The 24,159-nt window shown below is 47.8% G+C and carries 23 protein-coding genes, 1 tRNA gene and 1 riboswitch; of the genes, 16 read left to right on the top strand and 8 right to left on the bottom strand.

Annotated features, from left to right (window positions below):
• Positions 1-28: 28 nt before the first annotated feature.
• Positions 29-132, top strand: a riboswitch (TPP riboswitch).
• A gap of 81 nt (positions 133-213) precedes the next feature.
• The 4 genes from IC21_RS00390 to IC21_RS00375 are packed head-to-tail and all read left to right on the top strand — an operon-like array spanning position 214 to position 3,026.
• A complete protein-coding gene (locus IC21_RS00390; protein WP_029141401.1) occupies positions 214-537 on the top strand; it encodes an MTH1187 family thiamine-binding protein in 324 nt (107 codons plus the stop codon).
• On the top strand, positions 488-1,285 hold the full coding sequence (locus IC21_RS00385) for an ABC transporter permease (protein WP_019722212.1): 798 nt from the start codon (positions 488-490) through the stop codon (positions 1,283-1,285). Before IC21_RS00390 ends, IC21_RS00385 begins: the two co-directional genes overlap by 50 nt.
• A complete protein-coding gene (locus IC21_RS00380; RefSeq protein WP_017553400.1) occupies positions 1,282-2,280 on the top strand; it encodes an ABC transporter substrate-binding protein in 999 nt (332 codons plus the stop codon). Before IC21_RS00385 ends, IC21_RS00380 begins: the two co-directional genes overlap by 4 nt.
• Positions 2,277-3,026 (top strand): ABC transporter ATP-binding protein, encoded by a 750-nt coding sequence (locus IC21_RS00375; RefSeq protein WP_029142012.1) that lies wholly within the window; start codon positions 2,277-2,279, stop codon positions 3,024-3,026. Before IC21_RS00380 ends, IC21_RS00375 begins: the two co-directional genes overlap by 4 nt.
• A 29-nt stretch (positions 3,027-3,055) precedes the next feature.
• On the opposite strand, the gene thrB is transcribed toward IC21_RS00375, so the two are convergent.
• The 5 genes from thrB to IC21_RS00350 all read right to left on the bottom strand — a co-directional run bounded on the left by thrB (position 3,056) and on the right by IC21_RS00350 (position 7,973).
• Positions 3,056-3,976 carry a homoserine kinase gene (thrB, locus tag IC21_RS00370; RefSeq protein ID WP_029142013.1) on the bottom strand — a complete coding sequence of 307 codons (921 nt, stop codon included), beginning with the start codon at positions 3,974-3,976 and terminating at the stop codon, positions 3,056-3,058.
• Positions 3,973-5,037: a threonine synthase gene (gene thrC, locus IC21_RS00365; RefSeq protein WP_013858514.1), complete on the bottom strand. Its 1,065-nt coding sequence runs from the start codon at positions 5,035-5,037 to the stop codon at positions 3,973-3,975. The genes thrB and thrC overlap by 4 nt, the downstream gene beginning before the upstream one ends.
• 4 nt (positions 5,038-5,041) lie before the next feature.
• Positions 5,042-6,337, bottom strand: coding sequence for a homoserine dehydrogenase (locus IC21_RS00360; protein WP_029142014.1), 1,296 nt, complete (start codon positions 6,335-6,337; stop codon positions 5,042-5,044).
• A 116-nt stretch (positions 6,338-6,453) separates the two neighbouring features.
• Entirely contained in the window at positions 6,454-7,233 is a 780-nt protein-coding gene (locus IC21_RS00355) for an arginase family protein (protein ID WP_013858516.1), read from the bottom strand.
• Between the two features lie 326 nt (positions 7,234-7,559).
• Complete coding sequence (locus IC21_RS00350; RefSeq protein WP_029142015.1) at positions 7,560-7,973, bottom strand: DUF4064 domain-containing protein; 414 nt, start codon at positions 7,971-7,973, stop codon at positions 7,560-7,562.
• A 148-nt stretch (positions 7,974-8,121) separates the two neighbouring features.
• Here IC21_RS00350 and IC21_RS00345 point away from each other — a divergent pair, with 148 nt between their 5' ends.
• The 8 genes from IC21_RS00345 to IC21_RS00310 all read left to right on the top strand — a co-directional run bounded on the left by IC21_RS00345 (position 8,122) and on the right by IC21_RS00310 (position 18,429).
• Complete coding sequence (locus IC21_RS00345) at positions 8,122-9,606, top strand: bifunctional ADP-dependent NAD(P)H-hydrate dehydratase/NAD(P)H-hydrate epimerase (protein ID WP_029142016.1); 1,485 nt, start codon at positions 8,122-8,124, stop codon at positions 9,604-9,606.
• Between the two features lie 22 nt (positions 9,607-9,628).
• Positions 9,629-10,516: a UTP--glucose-1-phosphate uridylyltransferase GalU gene (galU, locus tag IC21_RS00340; RefSeq protein ID WP_080588394.1), complete on the top strand. Its 888-nt coding sequence runs from the start codon at positions 9,629-9,631 to the stop codon at positions 10,514-10,516.
• 211 nt (positions 10,517-10,727) lie between these two features.
• Positions 10,728-11,000: a YhdT family protein gene (locus IC21_RS00335; RefSeq protein ID WP_013858520.1), complete on the top strand. Its 273-nt coding sequence runs from the start codon at positions 10,728-10,730 to the stop codon at positions 10,998-11,000.
• The gene (gene panF, locus IC21_RS00330; RefSeq protein WP_029142018.1) at positions 10,997-12,445 is read left to right on the top strand and encodes a sodium/pantothenate symporter; all 1,449 of its coding nucleotides are present in this window, start codon (positions 10,997-10,999) and stop codon (positions 12,443-12,445) included. Before IC21_RS00335 ends, panF begins: the two co-directional genes overlap by 4 nt.
• Positions 12,446-12,823: 378 nt before the next feature.
• Positions 12,824-12,896, top strand: a tRNA-Lys gene (locus IC21_RS00325).
• 336 nt (positions 12,897-13,232) lie between these two features.
• Entirely contained in the window at positions 13,233-14,174 is a 942-nt protein-coding gene (locus tag IC21_RS00320; RefSeq protein ID WP_013858522.1) for a magnesium transporter CorA family protein, read from the top strand.
• 412 nt (positions 14,175-14,586) lie between these two features.
• Positions 14,587-17,199: a bifunctional acetaldehyde-CoA/alcohol dehydrogenase gene (gene adhE, locus IC21_RS00315; protein ID WP_029142019.1), complete on the top strand. Its 2,613-nt coding sequence runs from the start codon at positions 14,587-14,589 to the stop codon at positions 17,197-17,199.
• A gap of 99 nt (positions 17,200-17,298) precedes the next feature.
• Positions 17,299-18,429, top strand: coding sequence for a DEAD/DEAH box helicase (locus IC21_RS00310; protein WP_029142020.1), 1,131 nt, complete (start codon positions 17,299-17,301; stop codon positions 18,427-18,429).
• A gap of 248 nt (positions 18,430-18,677) precedes the next feature.
• Here IC21_RS00310 and IC21_RS00305 read toward each other — a convergent pair whose 3' ends face one another.
• Together IC21_RS00305 and IC21_RS00300 are read right to left on the bottom strand one after the other, a co-directional pair.
• On the bottom strand, positions 18,678-19,193 hold the full coding sequence (locus IC21_RS00305; RefSeq protein WP_029142021.1) for a hypothetical protein: 516 nt from the start codon (positions 19,191-19,193) through the stop codon (positions 18,678-18,680).
• 214 nt (positions 19,194-19,407) lie between these two features.
• Entirely contained in the window at positions 19,408-19,851 is a 444-nt protein-coding gene (locus tag IC21_RS00300; protein ID WP_029142022.1) for a C40 family peptidase, read from the bottom strand.
• A 245-nt stretch (positions 19,852-20,096) separates the two neighbouring features.
• Between IC21_RS00300 and map the strand changes: the two genes are divergently transcribed.
• A complete protein-coding gene (gene map, locus IC21_RS00295; protein WP_029142023.1) occupies positions 20,097-20,840 on the top strand; it encodes a type I methionyl aminopeptidase in 744 nt (247 codons plus the stop codon).
• A 236-nt stretch (positions 20,841-21,076) separates the two neighbouring features.
• Here the strand turns inward: map and IC21_RS00290 are convergent, their stop codons facing one another.
• Positions 21,077-21,658, bottom strand: a complete 582-nt coding sequence (locus IC21_RS00290; protein ID WP_013858529.1) for a biotin transporter BioY — start codon at positions 21,656-21,658, stop codon at positions 21,077-21,079.
• A gap of 280 nt (positions 21,659-21,938) precedes the next feature.
• On the opposite strand from IC21_RS00290, the gene IC21_RS00285 reads away from it, so the two are divergent.
• The 3 genes from IC21_RS00285 to IC21_RS00280 all read left to right on the top strand — a co-directional run bounded on the left by IC21_RS00285 (position 21,939) and on the right by IC21_RS00280 (position 24,075).
• On the top strand, positions 21,939-22,853 hold the full coding sequence (locus tag IC21_RS00285; protein WP_029142024.1) for a DUF1672 family protein: 915 nt from the start codon (positions 21,939-21,941) through the stop codon (positions 22,851-22,853).
• Positions 22,850-23,236 carry a hypothetical protein gene (locus IC21_RS17115; RefSeq protein WP_234969513.1) on the top strand — a complete coding sequence of 129 codons (387 nt, stop codon included), beginning with the start codon at positions 22,850-22,852 and terminating at the stop codon, positions 23,234-23,236. Before IC21_RS00285 ends, IC21_RS17115 begins: the two co-directional genes overlap by 4 nt.
• Positions 23,237-23,298: 62 nt before the next feature.
• The gene (locus tag IC21_RS00280; RefSeq protein WP_234969511.1) at positions 23,299-24,075 is read left to right on the top strand and encodes a hypothetical protein; all 777 of its coding nucleotides are present in this window, start codon (positions 23,299-23,301) and stop codon (positions 24,073-24,075) included.
• The last annotated feature ends 84 nt before the right edge of the window (positions 24,076-24,159 follow it).

The following is a 24,159-nucleotide window of genomic DNA, read 5'->3' as shown; positions in this document are numbered from 1 at the left end:
TGATTTTCATGTTACAATAAAATTACAAGAAAAAAAGCAGGGGAGCCGGTTTTGGCTGAGAGGATGCCGTTTTGCATCGACCCTTCACCTGATCTGGATAATGCCAGCGTAGGGAGTCTCATATTGAAGCATGTTTCGGCATGTTTTGGATGGACAGGCTTTCTTGCGCATGCAATGAAAGCTTTTTTATTTGAAAAAAAGGAGGAAAATTTGATGGAAAAATCGAATCAAGTAACGGTTTCTTTTTCAGTTGTTCCGCATATTAAAAGTGATGACTTATACGGTGTCGTCGACCGCGCGATCGAAGTTGTTCAAAACGCCGGCGTACGTTATGAAGTTGGGGCAATGGAAACGACGATGGAAGGCGATCTTGACGAACTGCTTGGGATCATCAAAAAAGCGCAGGATGCTTGCGTCCAAGCCGGTGCGATTGATGTCATCACATCGATCAAAATCCATTACCGGCCAAGCACCGGGGTGACAATGGATGAAAAAATTGCAAAATATCGCGAACAAGCGCCGCAGCCTGTTCGTTAACACGGCGCTCACGGCTGCCTGGCTCATTTTTTTGCTCTTCGTCTGGCAAGGGGTAACGGCCGGCTTTCATATCAGTGAATGGATGCTGCCAAAACCGACGGAAGTATGGCAGGAATTGAAAAATCTGCAATGGATGGTTTGGCCCAATATTTGGCAAACTGCAAAAGAAGTATTGATCGGGCTTGCCTTTTCCATTATGATTGGCGCAGCGATTGCCGTTTTTATGGATATGGTTCCCGTTTTCCGGATGCTGGTCCGGCCGCTACTGGTCGTTTCGCAAACAATTCCGATTGTGGCGATTGCGCCGCTTTTCATCGTCTGGTTCGGATTCGGGCTCCAGTCAAAAGTTATTGTGGTCATTTTAATCTGCTTTTTCCCGCTGGCATTGAGCATCCTGGAAGGGTTTCAAACGGTGGATGATGACTTGGTGAAACTGTTAAAGACCATGCATGCTTCAAAAGGGCAAATTTACATGAAAGTCAAATTTCCGGCTGTGCTCCCTTACTTTTTTTCAGGTTTAAAAATTGCCGTTACATATAGTGTGATGGGTGCCATTATCGGTGAGTGGCTCGGCGCAAGCGAAGGGCTCGGCGTCATGCTGACAAGGGCGACAAAATCTTTTATGACTGCCCGCTTGTTTGCCATCTCCGCTGTCATCATTGGGCTCACATTTCTTTTATACGGCGCTGTTGAATGTTTGCAAAGGCTATCCGCACCATGGGTATATCGAAAGGAAGATCATCAATGAAGAAAATTTTAATCATGTTGCAGGCGGCCATGTTGCTGCTTGCTGCCGGATGTGCCGGCAGCGGGCAGAAGGACAGCAGCAAAAAAGCGTTGCAAAAGGTGACGGTTGTGCTGGACTGGTTTCCGAACACCAATCATACCGGCCTGTATGTGGCTAAAACAAAACATTATTTTCAAAAGCAGGGCCTAGATGTGAAAATTATCCAGCCGGGAGACAATATCACGGCTGAACAGATGGTGGCCTCCGGGAAAGCGGATTTCGGGATCAGCTATCAGGAAAATGTCACCACGGCAAGGACGGAAGGAATCCCGATTGTATCCATTGCCGCGATCATCCAGCACAATACTTCCGGCTTTGCTTCTTTGAAAAAAGACAACATCACTTCTCCGAAAGATTTTGAAGGTAAACGTTACGGCGGCTGGGGTTCGCCGTCTGAAGAAGCCGTCATCAAAACGGTCATGGAAAAATACGGCGCCGACTACAGCAAAGTAAAAAATATCGTGCTCGGCCAGACGGATTTTTTCAAATCAATCGGACGTGAAGCGGATTTTGAATGGATTTATTACGGCTGGGACGGCATCCAGGCAGAGCGGAACGGGAAAAAACTGAATCTTATCATGGTCAAAGATCTCGACCCTGCGCTTGATTATTACAGCCCGGTCATCATTACAAGCGAAAAACTGGCCAAAGGGGATAAAACCCTTGTCAAATCTTTTATGAAGGCTGCGGCGCAAGGTTATACATTTGCGATCAAGCACCCGGAACAGGCTGCCGATATCCTGATTCAGGACGTGCCGGATACAAATAAAGGGCTTGTCCGCGCCAGCCAGAAGTGGCTGAGCACGAAGTACCAGGACGATGCCGCGGAATGGGGGGTACAGAAGGAAGAAGTGTGGCGCCGTTATATGGACTTCCTTTATGACCATAAAGTCATTAAGAAAAAAATCAACATCAAGGCTGCCTACACAAACGAATTTCTTCCAAACCGGCCATGACGTATTTGCAATTGGAAGGCATTACGAAAACATTTGGAGGGAAAAAAGTGCTCGACGGCATTTCCGCAACGATCCAAAAAGGTGAGTTCTGCGCTTTTATCGGGCCGAGCGGGTGCGGAAAAAGCACGCTGTTAAATATCATTGCCGGGATTGAAAAGGCGGATGGCGGCAAAGTGATGCTTGGCGGCAAACCGGACGGGGTTCAGGATGCCGCCGGTTTCATGCCGCAGCAGGATTTGCTTCTGCCCTGGCGGACGGCACTGCAAAACATTGTCCTACCGCTTGAAATAAAAGGGGTGCGGAAACGGGAACGAATTTTGCGGGGGATGGAGGTACTCCGGCAGTTTGGTCTTGAAGATTACGCCGGCCACTATCCCGCCTCGCTCTCGGGCGGCATGCGGCAGCGGATCAGCTTTTTGCGCACGTATTTATGTGAAAAGCCGGTTATGCTGCTGGATGAACCGTTCGGAAAACTCGATGCTTTTACAAAAATGGATGTCCACCGCTGGCTGCTTGAATCATGGGAGAAAGGAAATCAGACGATTCTTATGGTTACCCATGATCTTGATGAAGCCGTGCTGCTATCGGACCGTGTTTTTGTCATGTCGCAGCAGCCGTCCGTCATCATCCACGAATTGAAGGTGCATTTGCCGCGCCCGCGGAAATGGGAGATGCTCTCTTCGTATGTGTTGAAAAAAGACAAAGATGAACTGTTAAGAGAGCTTGCCTCATTTTTGGGGAAATAAAAAAGGTTTGGAGAGGCTCCAAACCTTTTTTACAAGTTCAGCATATTGGATGCTGCATATTTTTCGACGGAAAGGCCGGTGCGGTCAACTTTGGCCGGTTCAACCAGCACATGCGGGAAATGGGCGCGGATCGTTTCTGCCATGGCCTCTGCCTCTTCGAACGGTACGAGCGAAATAACCGTCGGGCCGGCGCCGCTAATGACCGTTCCGTATGCGCCGAGTGATTTGGCCAGCCTGCGGATCTCCAAAAATTCGGGGATCAATTTTGTCCGGTATGGCTCGTGAAAACGGTCTTGTTCCATCATCTTTCCAGCCAGTTCGTACTGGCCGCTTATGAGCGCCGCAATAAAAAGGTTGCTGGCCGCGCTCCCTTTTACCGCTTCTTTCCGCGCATAAAAATCAGGAAGCACTCTGCGCGCATCTTCCGTTTTCAGCTCATAATCGGGAATAAAAAGGAGCAAATCCGCCATGATGTCAAAAAACGGCATGACTTCAAACCGTCCGTCCCCGCGCTCGGCTGAAACAACGAGCCCGCCGAACAGGGATGCCGCGACATTATCCGGATGCCCCTCGATCCGCGAGGCAATGTCCAGCTTTTCCGCAAGCGAAAGCCCGAGATTTCCGGCAAAGTTGGCAAGTTCAATGCCGGCCACAACGGCTGAGGCGCTGCTGCCAAGCCCGCGGGCAAGCGGAATTTCACTGTCAACAATGACTTTGCACGGGGCCAGCCGGCTGCCATATAAATCCGCAACCTGCCGCGCAATTTTTAAGATAAAAGGGTCGCTGTCTTCCGGAAGCGGCGGCAAAAGGGGCGATACTTGTTCAAAAACCCATTCCTTGCTGCCGCACACTTCAAGCGTTAAGAAACGGTTGAGCGCCATGCCGACTGAATCAAATCCGGGCCCGAGATTTGCCGTGCTTGCGGGTACACGGATAACCAGCCTGTTCATACATGGATCACATTCGAAAGATAATCTGTCACGGCTTCTTCCGTTGCCGGCAGCACGGCAGGCCGGACTTCGACTTGGGACATGGCGGTTTGCGGGTCTTTAAGCCCGTTTCCGGTCAGGACAGCAACCACTTTGCTCCCTTTTTTGATCTGTCCCGTTTTGACCTGCTTGATGACACCGGCGATGGACGCACATGAACCCGGCTCGGCGAACGTCCCTTCATTGCGGGCGAGCAGCCGGAACGCATCAAGAATTTCTGGGTCTGACACCGAGTCGATCACGCCGCCTGATTCATCGCGGGCATTGACGGCCAGTTTCCAGCTTGCCGGGTTGCCGATCCGGATCGCGGTGGCGACCGTTTCAGGGTTTTCGATCACCCGGTCCCGGACGATGGCAGCCGCGCCTTCCGCTTCAAAGCCGTGCATTTCCGGCAGGCCGGTTTCAAATTTCTCATTGAACTCTTTGAATCCTTTCCAATACGCGCTGATGTTTCCGGCATTGCCGACCGGGATGGCAAGGACATCAGGTGCTGAACCCAGCTGCTCACAAATCTCGAAAGCTGCCGTTTTTTGGCCTTCCAGCCGGTAAGGGTTAACTGAGTTTACAAGTGTGACAGGCGAAGTTTCGCTTACTTTCCTGACGATTTTAAGCGCCTGGTCAAAATTGCCGTCAATTTCCACGATTTCAGCGCCATACATAACGGCCTGCGCCAGTTTGCCAAGCGCGATTTTTCCGCTCGGAATCACGATGATCGCCCGGATCCCGGCTTTTGCAGCATAGGCGGCCGCAGAAGCGGATGTGTTGCCGGTGGAGGCGCAGATAACGGACCTGCTGCCGCTTTCGATCGCTTTCGCAACCGCCATCACCATGCCGCGGTCTTTAAAAGAGCCGGTCGGGTTCAACCCTTCAAATTTTCCGTACAATTCCACGCCGAGTTTTTCCGATAAGCGGGCAAACGGGATAAGCGGCGTATTGCCTTCAAATAATGTCAGTTCTGGTGTTTTGTCTGTGACGGGTAAAAATGATTTGTACTGCTTGAGTAATCCTGGCCATTGATTCATGTCTTTACGCCTCTCCTTCAACACGGTAGTAGCTGTTCACTTCTTTGACAACAGGCATGTCATTTAACTGCTCGAGCGCCTTTTGGAAACGGTCGAGCGACACTTTGTGGGTGACAATGATGATTTCTGCAAGCTCATCGCGTTTATCAGGCGTCTGCAAAATCCGTTTAAAGCTGATGTTGAGCGCGCTGAAGGCGGCTGTAATTTTCGAAAATGCGCCGACCTGGTCTTTTAAATGCATACGGATATAAAATTGCCCGTAGCGCTGCTCAGACGGCATGAGTTTCCGTTCAAAGCGCGGGCCCCTGAGGTTCCGGCCGTTCACGCCGAGCTGCATGTTTTTAATCGCGGCAATACAATCGCTCACGACCGCGGTCGCAGTCGGCATGCTTCCGGCGCCGGGCCCGTAAAACATCGCCTCGCCGATTGCTTCCCCGTTAATATAAACGGCATTGAATTCATTTTTCACGGAAGCAAGCGGGTGGTTTTGGGCGATAAACGCCGGCTGCACGCTCACTTCAATATGTTCATCCTGGCATTCCGCCATGCCGATCAGCTTCATCGTATACCCAAGCGTTTTCCCGTAATGCAAATCTGCGGATGAAAGATGGGTAATGCCTTCCACTTCCACATCTTCAAGTTTCACATTTGTATAGAATGCGAGCCGTGCCAAAATCGCCATTTTTCTTGCCGCATCCAGGCCTTCCACATCTGACGTCGGGTCGGCTTCGGCAAAACCAAGTTCCTGTGCCTCTTTCAGCGCCTCGTCATAAGAAACGCCTTCATCTATCATTTTGGTCAGAATAAAATTGGTTGTCCCGTTGACGATCCCCATCACTTTTTGGATCCGGTCGGAAACAAGGCCGTCCGTGAGCCCCCTGATAATCGGGATGCCGCCGCCGACGCTTGCCTCATACAGGAGGTCACACTGGTTTTTCCAGGCCAGTTCCTGAAGCTCCGGGCCGTAGAGGGCAATTAAATCTTTGTTCGCGGTTATGACATGTTTTTTATTTTCAATCGCCTTGACAATGTACCTCCGGGCTTCATCAATTCCGCCCATCACTTCGACGACGACATCAATTTCCGGGTCATTTAATATCTCATCGGGATTTGTAGTGACAGAGGCGGGATCAATGTCTACACCGCGGTCTTTTTCGATGTCGCGCACGAGAATGCGTTTCACCTTTACTTCACGCCCAAGCTGGTGGACGAGTTCCTCCTGATGCTGCCGGATCAGTCTGACAACGCCGCAGCCAACGGTTCCGAGTCCGAGCAGTCCGATTGAAACGTCCGATTTCATTTGATCACACCTCTTTATGTATTTTTGCAGAAAACAAATGTCTTTGTATAATAGACATTAAAGCATGATTACAGAGGAAGATCAAGTCTTTCTTTTTTTAAAAGTAAGAAAAAGAATCAGACGTATAGTGCTGGTTGCGGGCGCCGCTCCAGGCAAACTTCGAGAATTGCGGCATTCATGGCGTCGTTTTTTTGGACCATTTCAAACGCATGCGGGAGAAAGCATTCAGCCGGCGAGACTGCGGCCTCCCCGCATATATCGATGCCAAATACTTGTTTTTGATCGAGAATGGCCGAAATGCAGGACAGCAATTCCTGCCTGCCCATCGCCCCCTGATCCCAGTTTGTCTCGGCAAAAGCCGGGGAAAGGACGTCTTTGTCAATGCTGATATAGACGGTATCTGTTGGAATGGCGGATAAAATCCGTTGCCGGTTTTCAAGATTCCGGCTGTTAAAAGGAAAGATTTGGACGGTTTGCGGCGGGCGGCGATGTGTTATGAAAGAAGTCGGGCCGATGATGGCAACTCTTTTCAGCAGCGGGTTCATTTTTAAGGCGTAGGAAACCCATGACCCGCATGACAGCAGTGTTTGTTCAAAGCTGTCGTCCATGTCCGGATGGTTGTCGAACAGCACAAGGGTGAACGGTTCCGGCGCTTCTTTTAAAAGCAGGGAGGTTACATAATGGTAATTGCCGCTTCCAAGAAAGGTGATGCCTTTTTGCTTGCGGCGGCCCAGTGCCGTTTCAATTTGGAAAAGCGCCTCTTTTTCACAAAAAAGATTGGTATGGCGGATATGTTTCAGATTGATTGTTTCATGGGGAAAAGACTGGACCCTTTTTTGTTCATCATACGTTTCGTCAAAAGCCAATATCGTGACACCTTTATGCAATAAACCCATCTCTTTCATCTCCTTTAAGAAATCACAGAACGGGTTGAACAAGGTTCCTTTGAATGGCGGAATATTGAAACGATTTATTATTTATTTTATCACACTTTTTTAAAGCGTGCACCGTTTCCGGCTCAACAGGAAGGGGCGGGAAAGATTACACACGTAAATTCTTGAAATGGCAACCGGCAAACGCCGCGCTCCCGCGTCCTTTTGGGGGGGATTTTCATCCGAATTTTTCATTGCGAGATTGCGGCATGAAAAGCGGAATCGCGCCGGCCGTATTATTTTTTCGCATCAAAATAAGCCTCCCTCATGCAGGAAGGCTTTATGCTCTATTAAACGATGACCGGCGGTTTGCGCACGAGGCTCATAATGCCTGCAATCAGGTAAAGCAGCGCCGGGAGCACCCCGAATCCGACGGTGAAAAAGAACACAAGCATTGCGCCGATAATAAGCAAAATGCCTGACAGCTTCGGACTTTTGTTATTCCTCAGTTGAACAGCGGCGAAAATGCCGACCGCCGTTCCGATGACAAGCACCACAGCAATTCCCCAGCCGAGTGCCTGGATCGTATGAAGGGCTGTTTGAAAATCGGCTTCCGGGATGGAGGCATCCGTTTTCATCCGGGCTTCCATTTGTTTGATACCTTCGCTTTTCATGGCTGCTGTACCGAAGAAGACAAGGATTGCGGCAAGCCCGTTTAGCACCGCGCCAATGACGCTCAGTACAATTTCAGCAGTTCGTTTCATTTATACCACCCCTTTCTTTCTCGTCTATAAAACCCATTCCCTCCCATATATACGGAAAAAACAAAAAAAGGATTCGGAAATCATAAATTTAATGTGGCCCGATTCAAGCAGTGTTACAATAAAACTATGAGAACGGGGGTGTTTGGCAATGCAAATTTATACAAGCAAAGAAATTAAGGAAGCCGATGCAACGGCAGCTTCTTTCGGCATGGATACGTTTACGCTGATGGAAAATGCCGGAAGCGGCCTGTACCGGGCACTTGCGCCGCTCCTTTCCAAACGCGACACAATTGCGGTGCTATCCGGCAAGGGGAATAACGGCGGGGACGGAATCGTGCTTGCCCGCTATTTAAAACTGAACGGATACAAAGCGGATTTGATCTTTCCTTTAGGTCCGCCGCAAACGAAAGAGGCCGCGCAGCATTTTTCCTATTTTCAATCGTGCGGCTTTGAAGCAGCCCCTTTTGACCGTGAGAAACAGTATGACTGGATCGCAGACGGGCTACTTGGCGTAGGTACCAGGCTGCCGCTCAGGGATGATCTTGCAGAAATAACCGATTGGATCAATACCCGGAAAGCAAAAGTGGCTGCCATTGACGTACCGACGGGAGTGGCGGGGGATACGGGTGATGCCGATCCGCATACCGTACACGCGGATTATACGTTTTCTCTCCATGGATTGAAACCGTCCAGCCTGCTATTCCCTTCTTCCACTTATTTTGGCGAAACAAAGGCTGTCGAAATCGGCCTGCCGCATACATCAAAATGGAAAATTTGGTCGGAAGAAGATGTCATCCGTTCGCTTCCCGAAAGAAGCGGAAATGTCCATAAAGGCACGTTCGGGACCGGGCTTTTGGTTGCCGGAAGTGACGATATGCCGGGCAGCGCGGCGTTGGCTGCGATCGGCGCGATGCGGATGGGGATCGGGAAACTCTCCGTTTTTACGGAAAGCGGTGCCCGGAATGTGATTGCCGCACTCGTTCCTGAAGCCACTTATTTAAAAAGGGATTTTTCAAAGCGGCTGAACGATTTGGGGCAGAAGTTTGCCGGGGTGGCCATCGGTCCCGGGATTGAACCGGATAAGCAGCTGGAGTCTTTCATTCAGGGCGTTTTAAAAGAACCGCTTCCTGTTGTCCTCGATGCGGGTGCATTACATAAAAGGGCATACCCGAAACGCACGGCTCCGGTCGTTTTAACGCCGCATCCGGGGGAATTTTCAAGGATGACGGGCATTCCGGCCGGGCAAATGGCATCGGACAGGATCAGGCTTGCTTCCGCTTATGCGCAGGAACACGGGGTCACCGTCGTTTTAAAAGGGCAGTACACGGTGATGGCTTTTCCGGATGGCAGCGGCTATGTAAATGCAACCGGCAACAGCAGCCTGGCAAAAGGCGGAAGCGGCGATACATTAACCGGCATGCTCTTGGCAAATATATGCACGTATGCTAATATCAAGGAAGCGGTTGCCAATGCCGTTTATATTCACGGGGCATGCGCCGACTTGTGGATCCGGGAAAACGGGTCCTCTACACTCACTGCCCATGAATTTTCCCGGCTGCTTCCAAAAGTGATGCACCAATTGGAAACGGCCGCGAAAGATGCATGTGAAGCGCCGGGTTTAGGAGAACGGTGACCGTTTTATAAAGAGGTGACAAATGATGCAAAAAATCAAGAAGGCGATTATCCCGGCAGCGGGGCTTGGAACACGTTTCCTGCCGGCGACAAAGGCAATGCCGAAAGAAATGCTGCCGATTGTCGATAAGCCGACAATCCAATATATTGTGGAAGAGGCCATTGATTCCGGCATTGAAGATATCATCATCGTAACCGGGAAAGGGAAACGGGCGATTGAAGACCATTTTGACCATGCATTTGAGCTTGAGGACAATTTGATCGCAAAGAAAAAATTTGATCTGCTTGAAAAAGTGCGCCAGCCTGCAGAAGTGGATATCCATTATATCCGGCAAAAGGAACCAAAAGGATTGGGCCACGCGATTTGGTGTGCGCGCAAATTTATCGGAAATGAACCGTTTGCCGTGCTCCTTGGCGATGACATCATCCAGGCTGAACCGCCTTGCCTGAAACAAATGATCGATGTTTATGAACAGGTCCATTCCAGCGTGATTGCCGTCATGGAAGTCGCGCACGAGGAAACAAACCGTTACGGGATTATTGACCCGCTCGATCAAAAAGGAAGAATTTATGATGTGAAAGGCTTTGTAGAAAAGCCGAAAGTGGAGGAAGCGCCGTCAAATGTCGCCATTATCGGGCGGTATATTTTAACACCGGAGATTTTTGATTTCCTTTCATTGCAAAAGACCGGTTCAGGCGGAGAAATCCAGCTGACCGATGCCATTGAACAATTGAATGAAATCCAAAAAGTGTATGCCTATGCTTATGAAGGGAAACGCTACGATGTCGGCGAAAAGTTCGGGTTTATCAAATCGACGATTGAAATGGCACTTTCCCGGGAAGATCTGCGCGATGATTTGCTCCGGTATTTGGAAGATTTGCAATGGAGAATCCAAAACGACCGGATCTGAAGCTGCCGGGTCTGCCGGTAAAAACGCCTGTTTCGCGAAATGTGCGAACGCAGGCGTTTTTTATCGGACCTGTGTGAAGGGGGTGCGGGATACAACCTGAAGCTCCGGCTGCTTTTATGCAAAAAACAAACCCTGTCCATTGGCAAAAATCACACGGCCGGATGAAAAAAGATGTAAGATAGTAGCGAAAGCAAGGAAAGGATGGCACATTTTGAAAAAAGATGACCAAAGATTTAAACAGGCGCATAAGGAAGCATGGATCGGCGTCGGGCTTGTGCTGTTCAATTTTCTCTGGTGGTACGGTTTCGCTTACGGCTTAGGTACACGGCCTGCCAAACAGTACCATTATATATTTGGCATGCCGTCATGGTTTTTTTACAGCTGCATTGCCGGCTATATTGTCGTGACGGCGCTTGTCATCTTCATTGTGAAGTTCTTTTTCAAAGATATTCCTTTCGATGATGAAGAGGGGGACAAGCCATGAACTGGCCGGTACTGGCACCACTGCTCATTTTTTTGCTTATTATTTTTGCCGTTGGTTTTTGGGCCAATCAATATGTGATCAAAACGCAATCTTTTGTACATGAATATTTTCTTGGGAAACGGCAGCTCGGCGGCTTTATCCTTGCGATGACAATGGTGGCGACATACGGGAGCGCCAGCAGCTTTATCGGCGGCCCGGGCGTGGCGTACACGCAGGGGCTTGGCTGGGTGCTCCTTTCCATGGCGCAGCTTTCAACCGGTTATTTTGTCCTGATGGTACTCGGGAAAAAATTTGCGATTATGGCACGCAAATATGATGCGGTGACGCTGATTGACTTTTTAAAAGGCCGCTATCAAAGTGATACCGTCGTCATTTTGGCGGCAGCAAGCATTATTATTTTTCTGTTTTCATCCATGACGGCACAGTGGATCGGCGGGGCACGCCTTGTTGAATCGCTGACCGGCCTGCCGTATACGGCGTCGCTCCTGATTTTTGCCGCTTCTGTTACGCTGTTTGTCGTAATCGGGGGATTTCGCGCAGTGGCGGTGACAGATGCGGTCCAAGGGACGGTCATGTTTCTCGGCACGCTTATTTTACTGGTGGCAACCATTAAAGCGGGCGGCGGGATGGAACATATTATGCACAATCTTGCTGCGCAGGACCCGGACCTGATTACGCCGTTCGGGCATGGGCACAGCCTGGCCCCTGCCTATGTATCGTCGTTTTGGATTTTGGTCGGGATCGGTGTCGTCGGCCTGCCGCAAATTACGGTCCGGGCGATGTCTTATAAAGATTCCCGGGCGATGCACAGGGCGATCATCATCGGTACCATTGTCATTGGTTTTATTATGTTCGGCATGCATTTTATCGGCGTGATGGCACGCGCTGTCATACCAGGTGTGGAAGTGCCGGATACGGTTATGCCGCTATTAACGATGAAAGTGCTGCCGCCAGTGCCGGCCGGTATTGTGCTCGCTGCCCCGATGGCCGCGATTATGTCCACCGTTGATGCGCTGCTTATTCTCGTCGGTTCTGCGCTCGTCAAAGACCTTTATTTGAATTATGTGAAGCCGGACGCATCCGAAAAACAGATGAAAGTAGCGAGTTTCGGCGTGACCGCAGCGGTTGCCGCCGTTGTCGTGCTGTTGTCGCTCAGCCCGCCGAAATTGATCATATGGCTCAACTTGTTTTCCTTTGGCGGCCTGGAATCCGTATTTATATGGCCGGTTATTTTCGGCCTGTACTGGAAAAAAGGAAACAAGTACGGCGCGGTTTGTTCCATGATACTCGGTATGGGCTCGTACATTTTGCTGGACCGCCTGCACCCAAACCCGTTCGGATTGCATACAGTTGTGCTTCCGGTTCTTATTTCATGCGCCGGGTTTATTGCGGCGAGCCTCCTCTTCGGGCGCAAAAGGGCTGCCATTCGGGCCGGGGCCGAGTAATCCGGCGCCCCAAATTGAAATTTTGGCTAAAAATGCGCGGTGCCCGGGGAAAGCCTGCAAAATAAGAATCAATCGGACCGGGACGAGTCATCCTCCCGGCCCCTGATTGAAAGACAGCCTCGAAAATTTTGCCGAAAAAGCGAAGCTGCCCGCAAATCATTTGGTGTAAATCCGCAAAAAATGGCCAAAATTTTCCCCGGGATAAATGCACGGCAGATTGGGAGTGTTTCAAAATGGGGTAGCCAATTATGGTTGGAACCGAAGCTTTCGCTGTTCTTCTGCCTGAAGCAGTTTCATGATGGCTGGAATTTAAGGCTGCGAAAAAATTTTTCGTTGCATCTCTCCCGGAATTGTGGTAATATAATGATTGTCATCTGCGGGACATTAGCTCAGTTGGAAGAGCAGCTGACTCTTAATCAGCGGGTCGTGGGTTCGAGCCCCTCATGTCCCATCACGAAGCAATATGATGCACAAATGTGACATTATATTGCTTTTTTTATTTTTATAAAGTTTTTTAGGCGGATAAACCGGCTAAAAAATAACAAGCGGACATATTCAGGCATACTATATTGTGGTATAATAAAATGGTTGCAGGTTTCGCAGCTATTTATGAATCGAAGAAAAAGGAGATGATAACTGATGGATTCTGACGCGCATCCGAGGTCGTGCATGAAACATAAGCAAGAGGAAGTCTTCATACTGGCCTCGACCAATCCTATAGGTTATCAGTCTCTGGGAGAGTAAAGTATGCTTGAGCTTCCTCAAAAGTGAAGAGGAGGTGGCCTGCATGTTAAATATGTATTTAACGGACGAAAACGGCAAACTGAAGGAAACAGAAACTTTGTCAAAAGGATGCTGGGTGAACCTGGTGAACCCGACAGAGGAAGAAATCAACCAGGTTGTCCAGCAAACGAATATACCGGCCGATTTTATTAAAGACCCGCTGGATGTCGATGAACGCTCCCGTATTGAAAAAGAAGACGATGATATTTTAATCATTGTCGGTCTTCCCGTTAAGGTAAAGGACGATGTGGACTCCGCGCTGTATGATACGATTCCGCTCGGGATTATCGTCACGCCTTTTTATTTCATCACGGTCTGCCTGCAGGATAATCCGATTATCGGAAAGTTTATCCACAGACGGGTGCGCGGGTTTTACACCTACATGAAAACCAGATTTACCCTTCAAATTCTATATGAAGTTGCAAGTTATTATTTAAACTATTTAAAATATATCGACCGCAGATCAAGCCTGATCGAACGCGAATTGCACGAATCGATGCGAAACGAGGAACTGTTCGAACTGCTGAGCCTTGAAAAGACACTCGTGTATTTTACGACCTCATTAAAAGCCAATAAAATCGTCATGGAAAAAATGACACGGCAGCATTTCCTAAAAGTATATGAAGATGACATGGACTTACTGGATGACGTCATGATTGAAGTCAAACAGGCAATCGAAATGTGTGAAGTCCACAGCAATATTTTAAGTGGTATGATGGATGCCTATGCTTCTGTCATTTCCAATAACGTGAACGGCGTGATGAAATTTTTGACGACGGTCACGATTATCCTTTCCCTGCCAACGATGGTATCCAGCTTTTTCGGAATGAATCTTCACGGCCTGCCGTGGCAATCAAGCCCCCATGGTTTTTGGCTGGCGTTTTTGGCCTCTCTGGTTCTTTCCAGTGTCACAGCCATCATTTTTTGGAAAAAAAGGTATTTCTAACACATCCGGGAGATGGATTTGCATAAAATTCATCTCCTTTTTTGTTTCTTCCTTGTGAATGTGCATGTTTCACAAGCGGGAAGCGGTTTTTTTGCGGCAATCTCTATACGGAATTCTGCATAAATACACAAATATAAAATGTAAGCACTTACAATATAAAAAGGCGGGAAAAAGCTATTTTAATTGAATCGCGGCTGGAAAGCAATATTTGAAAGAAAAAAGTTTATAAATGATTTATTCATTTGTCACCAATCTGGCACAGCCATAGCATGTGAAATCGCATATAATAGAGCCATAAAGAAAAGAAATATTGAAAAACAGCAGAAAATCATGTGAAATTATTCACAAACTTTATTTTTTTACCCTTTTATGTGAAATTCTTCACAAAATCACCAGAATGGAGGCCACGATCATGGCAATTGATGAAAAAGTTGTTGGCAAATCCGCACAAATCACGGAAATGGTAAATTCCCTCGTCGCCAAAGGCCAAAAAGCACTGCGTGAATTTATGGAACTGGATCAGGCGCAAGTGGACAATATCGTAAAACAAATGGCGCTTGCAGGGCTGGAACAGCATATGGTGCTCGCCAAAATGGCCGTGGAAGAAACAGGGCGCGGCGTATATGAAGACAAAATTACAAAAAACCTGTTTGCAACAGAATACATCTACCACAATATTAAATATAACAAAACAGTCGGCATCATTGATGAAAACAATAATGAAGAAATTGTCAAATTCGCGGAGCCAGTCGGCGTTATTGCCGGGGTCACGCCTGTAACAAACCCGACATCAACCACGATGTTTAAAGCGTTAATTGCGATTAAAACACGCAACCCGATCATTTTCGCATTCCACCCGTCCGCGCAAAAATGCAGCAGCCATGCCGCAAAAGTCATGCTGGACGCTGCTGTGAAAGCCGGCGCGCCGGAAAACTGCATCCAATGGATCGAAAAACCGGCCATTGAAGCGACACAGCAATTGATGAAACATTCGGGCATTTCGCTGATTCTTGCAACGGGCGGTTCCGGCATGGTAAAGTCCGCATATTCGAGCGGGAAACCTGCGCTTGGCGTCGGGCCGGGGAACGTCCCTTGCTATATTGAAAAATCTGCTGATATCAAACGCGCCGTCAATGATTTGATTTTGTCCAAAACGTTTGACAACGGCATGATCTGTGCGTCGGAACAGGCTGTCATCATCGACAAAGAAATTTATGACAATGTGAAAAACGAATTGATTGCAAATCAATGCTACTTCCTGAATGAAGCGGAGAAGAAAAAGGTTGAGAAAACCGTCATCAATGAAAAGACGCAATCCGTCAACAGCGCCATTGTCGGCAAACCGGCCTATGAAATTGCGAAAATGGCAGGCGTAAATGTTCCGGAAGATACCAAAATTTTAATCGCCGAACTTACAGGCGTCGGCCCGGACTACCCGCTTTCCAGAGAAAAATTAAGCCCGGTTTTGGCCTGTTACAAAGCCAACAGCACAAAACAAGGTTTCGAATTTGCAGAAGCCATGCTCGAATTCGGCGGACTTGGTCACTCGGCTGTGATCCATTCGACAAACGATGAAGTCATTGAACAATACGGCTTAAAAATGAAAGCCGGCCGGATCATTGTCAACTCCCCGTCTTCGCAAGGGGCAATCGGCGACATTTACAATGCCTACATGCCTTCTTTGACACTCGGCTGCGGCACGTTTGGCGGCAACTCGGTGTCCACAAACGTCGGTGTCATTAATCTGTACAATGTAAAAACAATGGCGAAACGGAGAGTCAATATGCAATGGTTTAAAATTCCACCACGCGTGTATTTTGAAAAGAACTCGGTCCAATACCTGGAAAAAATGCCGGATATCTCAAGTGCCTTTATTGTCACCGATCCGGATATGGTCCGGCTCGGATTTGTTGAGAAAGTGCTATACTACTTGCGGAAACGACCGGACTATGTCCACTGTGAAATTTTCTCTGAAGTCGAACCGGATCCGTCCATTGAAACGGTACGGAAAGGCGCCGAAGCAATGGCAAGCTTCCAGCCGGACGTCATTATCGCGCTTGGCGGCGGGTCGGCGATGGATGCTGCAAAAGGCATGTGGCTGTTCTATGAGCATCCGGAAGTTGATTTCAACGAATTGAAACAAAAATTTATGGACATCCGGAAACGGGTTGCCAAATTCCCGAAACTGGGTGAAAAAGCGCAGCTGGTCTGCATTCCGACCACATCGGGTACCGGTTCTGAAGTGACTTCTTTCGCCGTCATTTCGGATAAAAAGAACAATACAAAATATCCGCTCGCAGACTACGAACTGACACCGGATGTTGCGATCATTGACCCGCAGTTTGTCATGACCGTTCCGAAATCCGTAACAGCCGATACCGGGATGGACGTTTTGACCCATGCGATTGAAGCCTATGTTTCCAACATGGCCAACGACTATACGGACGGCCTGGCAATTAAGGCCATCCAGCTTGTTCACGAATACTTGCCGAAAGCATACGCAAATGGGAGCGATCAACTGGCACGCGAAAAGATGCACAATGCATCGACTTTGGCAGGGATGGCATTCTCGAATGCATTCCTTGGCATCAACCATTCGCTTGCCCATAAAATCGGCGCTGAATTCCATATTCCGCACGGGCGGGCCAACGCGATTCTCTTGCCGCATGTTATCCGCTATAATGCGCAAAGGCCGAAAAAATTTGCGGCATTCCCGAAATACGAACATTTCGTAGCGGATCAGCGCTACGCGGAAATTGCGCGTATTCTCGGGCTGCCGGCAAGCACGACAGAAGAAGGCGTCGAAAGCCTTTGCCAGGAAATTATCCGGATGTGCAAACTGTTCAATATGCCGCTTAGCCTGAAAGCAGCCGGCGTGAACCGGGCGGACTTTGAAAAACGGGTTGCCGTTATTGCAGACCGCGCATTTGAAGACCAATGCACGCCTGCAAACCCGAAATTGCCGCTTGTCAGCGAATTGGAAGACATTTTACGCAAAGCTTTTGAAGGCGTTGAAGAAAAATAAACGATTTTTTAAGAGCCCGGCTGTGAACCGGGCTCTTTTCTTTTCCGGCCGGGGTAGTGTATGATAAAAGGACTGGAAAAGGAAGGTCAGGGAAAAACAATGGAACCTACATTCATTCATCATTTACAGCCTTTTTTACAACAGGCATGGAAAAATTCAACGTTTGAACATCCTGATTTTGTACAGGAAAAAGTGATTCCTGCTGTGCTGGACGGCCGGGATGTGATTGCTGTGGCACCGACAGGATCGGGAAAAACACTCGCCTACCTGCTGCCTGTGCTCGACCGGATGGATCCCGGAAAACAAGCGGTCCAGGCTGTCATTTTGGCGCCCTCTAAAGAACTGGTCATGCAAATACAAGAGGAAGCCGGAAAATGGTCACAAGGAAGCGGAATACAGAGCATCCCGCTGATCGGCGGCGCAAATGTGAAAAGGCAAATTGAAAAACTGAAAAGACATCCGCACCTTGTGATCGGGACGCCCGGGCGCATCCTCGAATTGATCCGCCAGAAAAAACTGAAAATGCATGAAGTGAAAATGATGGTGCTCGATGAAGGGGACCAGCTGCTCGGAAAGGAATACAGCCTTACAGTCGGACAAATTGTAAAATCCGCCATGCGCGATTGCCAGATCCTTTTGTTTTCAGCCACTCTGCCTGATGCAGCAGCCCAAAAGGCAATAGACCAGATGAAAGAACCCCTATTGATCCGTATTGCAAAAGAGGAGGCGCGGAGCCCGGTTGAACATATTTATATCGTAACGGGCGACCCGCGCGGCAAAATCGAGCAGTTACGAAAAATTGCCCGGATGGGGGTCCGGGGGCTCGTGTTTTTCAATAACAAATGGGATGTTTCGGTTGCAGCGGAAAAGCTCCGGTTCAAAGGGCTGGCCGTCGCCGAACTGCATGGCGATATGCGCAAGGAAGAAAGGGAAAAAAGCATCCGGTTGTTCCAAAATGGCGATGTCCCGCTCCTTTTGGCAACGGATGTTGCTGCCCGCGGCCTGGATATCCCGGTGATTACGCATGTCATTCAATTTGATTTGCCGGAAGATGTATCCGCATATGTCCACCGCTCAGGGCGGACAGGCCGGCTCGGTTCGAACGCCGGCACAGTTGTCTCCCTTGTGACGCCCGGAGAAGAAAAGGTGTTGAAAAAATTCGCAAAAGCGCAGCATGTGGAACTGGGGCGGAAAGACATCAAGCGGGGCGAACTGGTGGATCCCGAATAAGCATGTGGGCAAAACCTGTTTTTTGAAATGCGGAAAATTTGTCGGATGGTGGCTTCATTCCGCGGGCGGATTCCGAAAGCGGGAAAATGATTCTGCTTTTTAGCTTTAGAGAAGAAGAAATGCAAAGTTCTGTACGCTTTATCATGCGGAAGAAAGGCCTGCCGGAAATCGATTTCCGGCAGGCCTTGTGTTTTGAAACTTCTTTTTGAATGAGCATCGGCAATCGCCCGATCGTGTTTTGAACCTTCTTATGAATTAACATCGTCCGGGAGGCTGGCCGGTGACAAGCCGGCTTTTTTAAATACTTTGCCGAGTTCATCGTTGGCTTGTTCCAGCTTTTTGTTCGCAGCATCCAGCGAAGGGTTCGCTTTTTTCAACTCATCCGCTTTCATTTGGTAGGACTGTTGCAAATCTTTTACAGCGGTTTTTATCTCCGATTGATAGTTGTTTAATTTGGATGGGATTTTCGTATTTTTTACTTCCTTTCTCACATTTTCTGCGGATGACTGCGCCGCCTTCTGCATGGTGGCAAGCTCGGTTTTCGGCGGCCTGTCGTTCGTCTTAGCGATCGCCTGTTCATACGTATTTAAATCCCTGTCCTGGGCGTTGATACGATTGGTGAGATCCATGTAAAAATTCATCAAAGCCGTTTTTGTGGCGCTTTTTGCCGGTTTCTTTGCCCCGGACTGGCCCGAATTTCCGGAACATGCGCCAAGTGCGAGCACAAAGGCAAGGCTAAATAGTGCAAACCAAATTTTTTTCATGCTGTAACCCCTTCCTAAATCTGTAAATTTTTAATAGATTTGCAGTACGATCATAGCATTTTTTGTTTCTTATGGTAAATAGGGGAGGGAAAAATAAGATTTATGGAAAAAGTTTTAATTCATCTTTTTCGTATCCGCGTTTAAATACCCAGGGAAAGGGTAGGGGCAGGAAAAGGGCAAAAAAAAACATCGGGACTCTCCGAAGTTTTTTGTCTCAAAGCCTTTTCGCCCCGACGTACCGCGGTTTCCAATAAGGATTGCTGAGGGTGTCGATCTTGACGCCTTGCGATACGGAGTGGATGACTTGATTATGGCCGATATAAATGGCGACATGTGAAACGCCTTTTGAATAAGTATGGAAAAAAACCAGATCGCCCGGTTTTAAATTTGACTTGCTGACTTTTTTTCCTTTTTTGTAAATGCTTGCTGCTGTTCTCGGCAAGTTTTTTCCGTTCTTTTTAAATGTATAACCTACAAAGCCGGAACAATCAAAACCTGACGGGCTTGTGCCGCCCCATCTGTATGGCGTCCCTATATATTTCTTTGCCGTACTGATGACCTTTGACGGGGAATAGGATGCAGCAGCCGCTTGTTTAGCAGGCAGTAAAAAACCGGTCCCCAGCATAAGCGCAAGCAATATTGGAGCTACTTTCTTCAAACTTCCCACCTCTGTCTATGAATCTCACAATCCCACTATACCAATTTTTGTCTATTCTTTGGTTACGCTCACATTAAATAATATTACAAAAACATTACGTATACGACAAAAGTGTGAAAAGATTGGCAGCATCCGGCATGCGGGGCGCGGCAGCTTTTTTTGTTCGGATGAACCATGGATTTTGATATCTAACGTTATTTCTATATAATGGAGTCATGACTTTAAAGCAGAAGGGAACGTTCAACATGATCGTCAAGTCAGAAGCAGATTTGGAAGGATTGAAGAAAATCGGGCGGCTTGTTGCCAGCATTCGCGATGAACTGAAGGAAAAAGCCAGGCCCGGCATTACAACGAAAGAATTGGATGAATGGGCAGGCAAAAGGTTTGCAGAAAACGGGGCGGTCTCCGGGCCAAAGGGAGAGTATGATTTCCCTGGGTACACCTGTATCAGTGTGAATGAAGAAGTGGCACATGGCATTCCGGGAGACCGCGTGTTAAAAGAAGGGGATCTTGTAAATGTGGATGTATCCGGATCGCTGGATGGATATTATGCGGATACAGGCATCTCTTTTGTTGTTGGAAAGGGAGATCCCGAATTATTTGCGCTGTGCGAATGTGCGCAGCGGGCGTTTGACAGCGGCTTGAAGAAGATCAGGGCCGGAAATAAGCAGAATCAAATTGGCCGGGCGGTTGAAAAAGCAGTGTACAGCAGCGGATTTGAAGTGCTCCTGAATTTGACGGGCCACGGTGTCGGGAAGGCCTTGCACGAGGATCCCGAGTATATTTTAAATTACTATGATCCGGACGATACAGGTTTGTTACAGGACGGCATGGTCATTGCGTTTGAACCGTTTGTCTCGACCGGCGCCGATGAAGTGGTCGAATCGGGCGACGGCTGGACGTATGTAACGCCGGACGGAAGCTTTGTATCCCAAGTGGAACATACCGTCATTGTAACAAAAGGGACCCCTATCGTTTTAACGCGATAAGGGGAACCTGCTCTGGAGTATGCCCCGCCCGAAGCATGCACCATTCGGGCAGACATGGAGCAAGTGGAATAAATGGCCCGCTCGTTTTAATCGTAAGCGGGGGCTGAAGTATGCATTTGAAAAGATCCCGCCGTCTTACCGCGTTTTAACGCAGTAAGCGGAGAAATGCCCTCTCCGGAATACCGCCCCGCCCGAAGATTGCACCGTTTCAGGCGGAGCAGTATAAGCGGGCCATTCTACCGTTTTAACGCAATAAGCGGGGAAACGGCTCTGATCCGGTGTGCCAGCCAGCCTGCAACCAAGGATAAAATAATGTCTTTCGGCAGCGGCACCGCCATCCACATCCAGGCGATTTTGTAGCTGAACGCTTGCGGGGCCTGCGCCCATATTTTATAAGCGGCGTACATCCAGTTGGTCCCAATCAAATAGTTTACAATCATGCCGATGATGGAAGCGGTAAAGTACGCTGCCATGTTTTGGCGCTTTTCCACAATCTTGCCCGTGGCCCAGGCTGCGGGGATAAAGCTAAGAATAAATCCGAATGACGGGCTTAATACGGTTTGAAACCCGCCGCTGAATCGCGCAAAAACCGGTGCCCCCAATAAGCCGATCAGCATATAGGCGACCATCGAAATCGCTCCAAGCCTGCTGCCGAGCACTAAACCCGCCAGCACGGCAAAAAAAGTTTGCAATGTGATCGGCACCCCGCCGATGACAAGAAACGGCGCAATAGATGTAATATTTGCCCCGATGGCCATCAGCGCTGCAAACATACCCGCATAACAAAGATCAATGGCACGGAATTTTTTCGCTGCCATTTTTTCACTCCCCTTTTTTCCTTTATCTATTAATAGATTAAAAAACCGCGGCATATATGTCAACTTAAAAATAAAATTGGTTTACATATTTTAAAGGATTTTGGGCTTACGATCTTGAAGTTTACATTAAGGGAGAGGGGGAGTGGGCACGGTTCCAAAACACCGGGTAGCCCCCGGTGCCAAGGATAGGGTTGAAACAGAAGAGGGCATTATTTTTTCACAGATTATGCCACCCCGCTGTTTAAGGCGGGGCAAATGCTGGTAGTTTTGGGGTGAAGACATGGCTTTTAAAAGAAGCGGAATGATCATGATGATGCTGCTTTTGTTAGGAGGTTGCAGCTTAATGCCAAATAAAGCGGATGAAAAAAAGCAGGCGGAAGCATCAGCATACATCCCGGTGCAGGATTACACGGGGCAGGGATATTCGTTTGATAACGGGGAAGAGACTGGGGAATTTGCCAAACAGCACCGGAACGAAATTATTGAAAAAGTCAAGCAATATTTTAAGCAAAAATACCATTTAGATATCACCGTCCATCAGATATATGGTGCAACGGACGCAGCAGTCGTATTTGCTGAATCAAAAAAAGACCCGAAATTTCATACTTCTGTCATTGTTGGAATTGATTTGGAGAACAAAAAAATTGGCGATGTGGGCGCCTATGAGGGCTCTGTTGAAGGCGCAATCACGACAGGTTTGTATGTCATGGCGTATGAAAAAGAATTTCAAAAGCTGGATGATTTCTGTACGGCGATTACGAAAGAATATCCCGTAATTGGCAGGACGAAAGAAGCTGTGGATAATACAGTTGATTCCGGTTATGCCACGCCATATTATTATTTGAATACGACTCATTTAGAGTTTTTAAATTCTTATAAATCTTTTCTAAATAATCCAAAAATTAACGGCCAGAGTTTAAAAAAACTGATAGAGGATCAAAAGTTCATTTCTGACAATATGATAATAGAAATGACATTTTATATGCGAAAAAAACATGAGAACCCTGATAGAACGCCTGTAGATAAGATAAAAGATGAATTGAAAAAACAGAAAGATTTTCCGCCGGGTGAATATTCAATATCCGTAAATAGCAATGATATTTTAATGCGTACTGGAACTGAAAAGGAATATAAAGATTCAGATAAAGAACACAATGAAGTAATTATAGAACCAAATGGGGAAGTGGCGAAATGACAAAACGTACTTCTGATCAGGATTTGATTAAATTGAGCGGATTCTATATATACAAGCATCCTCAAAAGAAAAATAAACTTATTATAAACGATCATATATATATTGTTAAGCAAATTTACTATAATCATTCACCTTCAGGCCTCGATGCAATGGTAGTCGAAAATAAGGCAACACATGAAATTTCCCTCATCTACGAAGGCACGCAAAAAGAAAAGCATAACCAGGATGTGCTGACAGATGCGGACTTGGTATTATCGGATGCAACGCCCAGGCAGTTTAAAGATGCCGATCAGTTTTTTCGTAAAATGAAAAAGAAGTACGGCCGTATTGACCATGTTGCCGGCAATTCATTAGGCGGCGCGCTGCAAACTATGTTGCCGTAGAGGAGGGCGTTCATTCAGTCACACTTGATCCGGCCATATTGCCGCAAGAGGTTGCCGACGGCATGAAAGGCAAAAAGACAGATAAACTGCGGATTACCAATTACTGTGGTTCCTATGACCCTTTAACGTTGCTGGAAAATGCCGCTGGTTTTGGCAACCGTCTTCCAGGTGAGAAGGTCAAACTTGATTTTGGCATCAGCTGGTTTAAGTGGTTTGCAAACAATCACACCGGTTATATCGCTGATAAACAAACCGGCATGCCCATGGAAAAAGTGACGATCGGCCAAAAAAGCACTGTCTCTTACGGAAAAATCCGGTTCAGCGCTGATGCTTGGGTTCCGGCAAGTGTTTGGACAGGGGAAACGTTAACGGTAGCAAGCGCAGGAAAGGGGCAAAAAATTGATATCGATACGGACAATATCGGGCAACTCGCTCAAGCATTGGAAACGCGCATCCTCGCAGCATGCGTAGAATCTTTTCAATATTTGAAGAAATCAATTGAGATTGTGGAGACAGAAGGGACCAGGCTTGATAACAGAAAAACAAAGCTCCAACATGCTTTTGATGCAATCACGATAGAAAATCAAGTACTGAAAGAAATCCTGCACATTGGTGAAAAATGGTTGGCTGAAAAGGCCCTATTGGCAGTCTCACCCGATATATCCCGATTTTTAAAATTAAAGGACGCGGTTCATATCCCGTTTGCTGACCAGATGTTTGCAGCAGTTGAAGCCGCGGCAGCCCGCCTCGCAGGCCCGCTGCTGGAAATTCCCTACACTGTTCAAAAAATCATACATGCGATTGATAAAATGAAAGAAGCACTCGCAAATTTAAAATAGGGCTTGCTGAACGAATCAAATTTGGTCAGATACAAGCCAAATTCCGATTATCAAAATATAAAATAGTGTTGTGTAAAAATTTCA

The sequence above is a fragment of the Heyndrickxia coagulans DSM 1 = ATCC 7050 genome, from assembly GCF_000290615.1.
Taxonomy (GTDB): Bacteria; Bacillota; Bacilli; order Bacillales; family Bacillaceae_C; genus Weizmannia; species Weizmannia coagulans.
Note: the sequence above shows the minus strand (reverse complement) of the source record. Positions and strands in the feature narration are given on the sequence as shown.

Excerpts from the sequence above, each read along its gene's own strand:
- IC21_RS00390 (WP_029141401.1), top strand. The coding sequence starts at position 214 with ATGGAAAAATCGAATCAAGTAACGGTTTCTTTTTCAGTTGTTCCGCAT.
- IC21_RS00385 (WP_019722212.1), top strand. The coding sequence starts at position 488 with ATGAAAAAATTGCAAAATATCGCGAACAAGCGCCGCAGCCTGTTCGTT.
- IC21_RS00380 (WP_017553400.1), top strand. The coding sequence starts at position 1,282 with ATGAAGAAAATTTTAATCATGTTGCAGGCGGCCATGTTGCTGCTTGCT.
- IC21_RS00375 (WP_029142012.1), top strand. The coding sequence starts at position 2,277 with ATGACGTATTTGCAATTGGAAGGCATTACGAAAACATTTGGAGGGAAA.
- thrB (WP_029142013.1), bottom strand. The coding sequence starts at position 3,976 with ATGAACAGGCTGGTTATCCGTGTACCCGCAAGCACGGCAAATCTCGGG.
- thrC (WP_013858514.1), bottom strand. The coding sequence starts at position 5,037 with ATGAATCAATGGCCAGGATTACTCAAGCAGTACAAATCATTTTTACCC.
- IC21_RS00360 (WP_029142014.1), bottom strand. The coding sequence starts at position 6,337 with ATGAAATCGGACGTTTCAATCGGACTGCTCGGACTCGGAACCGTTGGC.
- IC21_RS00355 (WP_013858516.1), bottom strand. The coding sequence starts at position 7,233 with ATGGGTTTATTGCATAAAGGTGTCACGATATTGGCTTTTGACGAAACG.
- IC21_RS00350 (WP_029142015.1), bottom strand. The coding sequence starts at position 7,973 with ATGAAACGAACTGCTGAAATTGTACTGAGCGTCATTGGCGCGGTGCTA.
- IC21_RS00345 (WP_029142016.1), top strand. The coding sequence starts at position 8,122 with ATGCAAATTTATACAAGCAAAGAAATTAAGGAAGCCGATGCAACGGCA.
- galU (WP_080588394.1), top strand. The coding sequence starts at position 9,629 with ATGATGCAAAAAATCAAGAAGGCGATTATCCCGGCAGCGGGGCTTGGA.
- panF (WP_029142018.1), top strand. The coding sequence starts at position 10,997 with ATGAACTGGCCGGTACTGGCACCACTGCTCATTTTTTTGCTTATTATT.
- IC21_RS00320 (WP_013858522.1), top strand. The coding sequence starts at position 13,233 with ATGTTAAATATGTATTTAACGGACGAAAACGGCAAACTGAAGGAAACA.
- adhE (WP_029142019.1), top strand. The coding sequence starts at position 14,587 with ATGGCAATTGATGAAAAAGTTGTTGGCAAATCCGCACAAATCACGGAA.
- IC21_RS00310 (WP_029142020.1), top strand. The coding sequence starts at position 17,299 with ATGGAACCTACATTCATTCATCATTTACAGCCTTTTTTACAACAGGCA.
- IC21_RS00305 (WP_029142021.1), bottom strand. The coding sequence starts at position 19,193 with ATGAAAAAAATTTGGTTTGCACTATTTAGCCTTGCCTTTGTGCTCGCA.
- map (WP_029142023.1), top strand. The coding sequence starts at position 20,097 with ATGATCGTCAAGTCAGAAGCAGATTTGGAAGGATTGAAGAAAATCGGG.
- IC21_RS00290 (WP_013858529.1), bottom strand. The coding sequence starts at position 21,658 with ATGGCAGCGAAAAAATTCCGTGCCATTGATCTTTGTTATGCGGGTATG.
- IC21_RS00285 (WP_029142024.1), top strand. The coding sequence starts at position 21,939 with ATGGCTTTTAAAAGAAGCGGAATGATCATGATGATGCTGCTTTTGTTA.
- IC21_RS17115 (WP_234969513.1), top strand. The coding sequence starts at position 22,850 with ATGACAAAACGTACTTCTGATCAGGATTTGATTAAATTGAGCGGATTC.
- IC21_RS00280 (WP_234969511.1), top strand. The coding sequence starts at position 23,299 with ATGAAAGGCAAAAAGACAGATAAACTGCGGATTACCAATTACTGTGGT.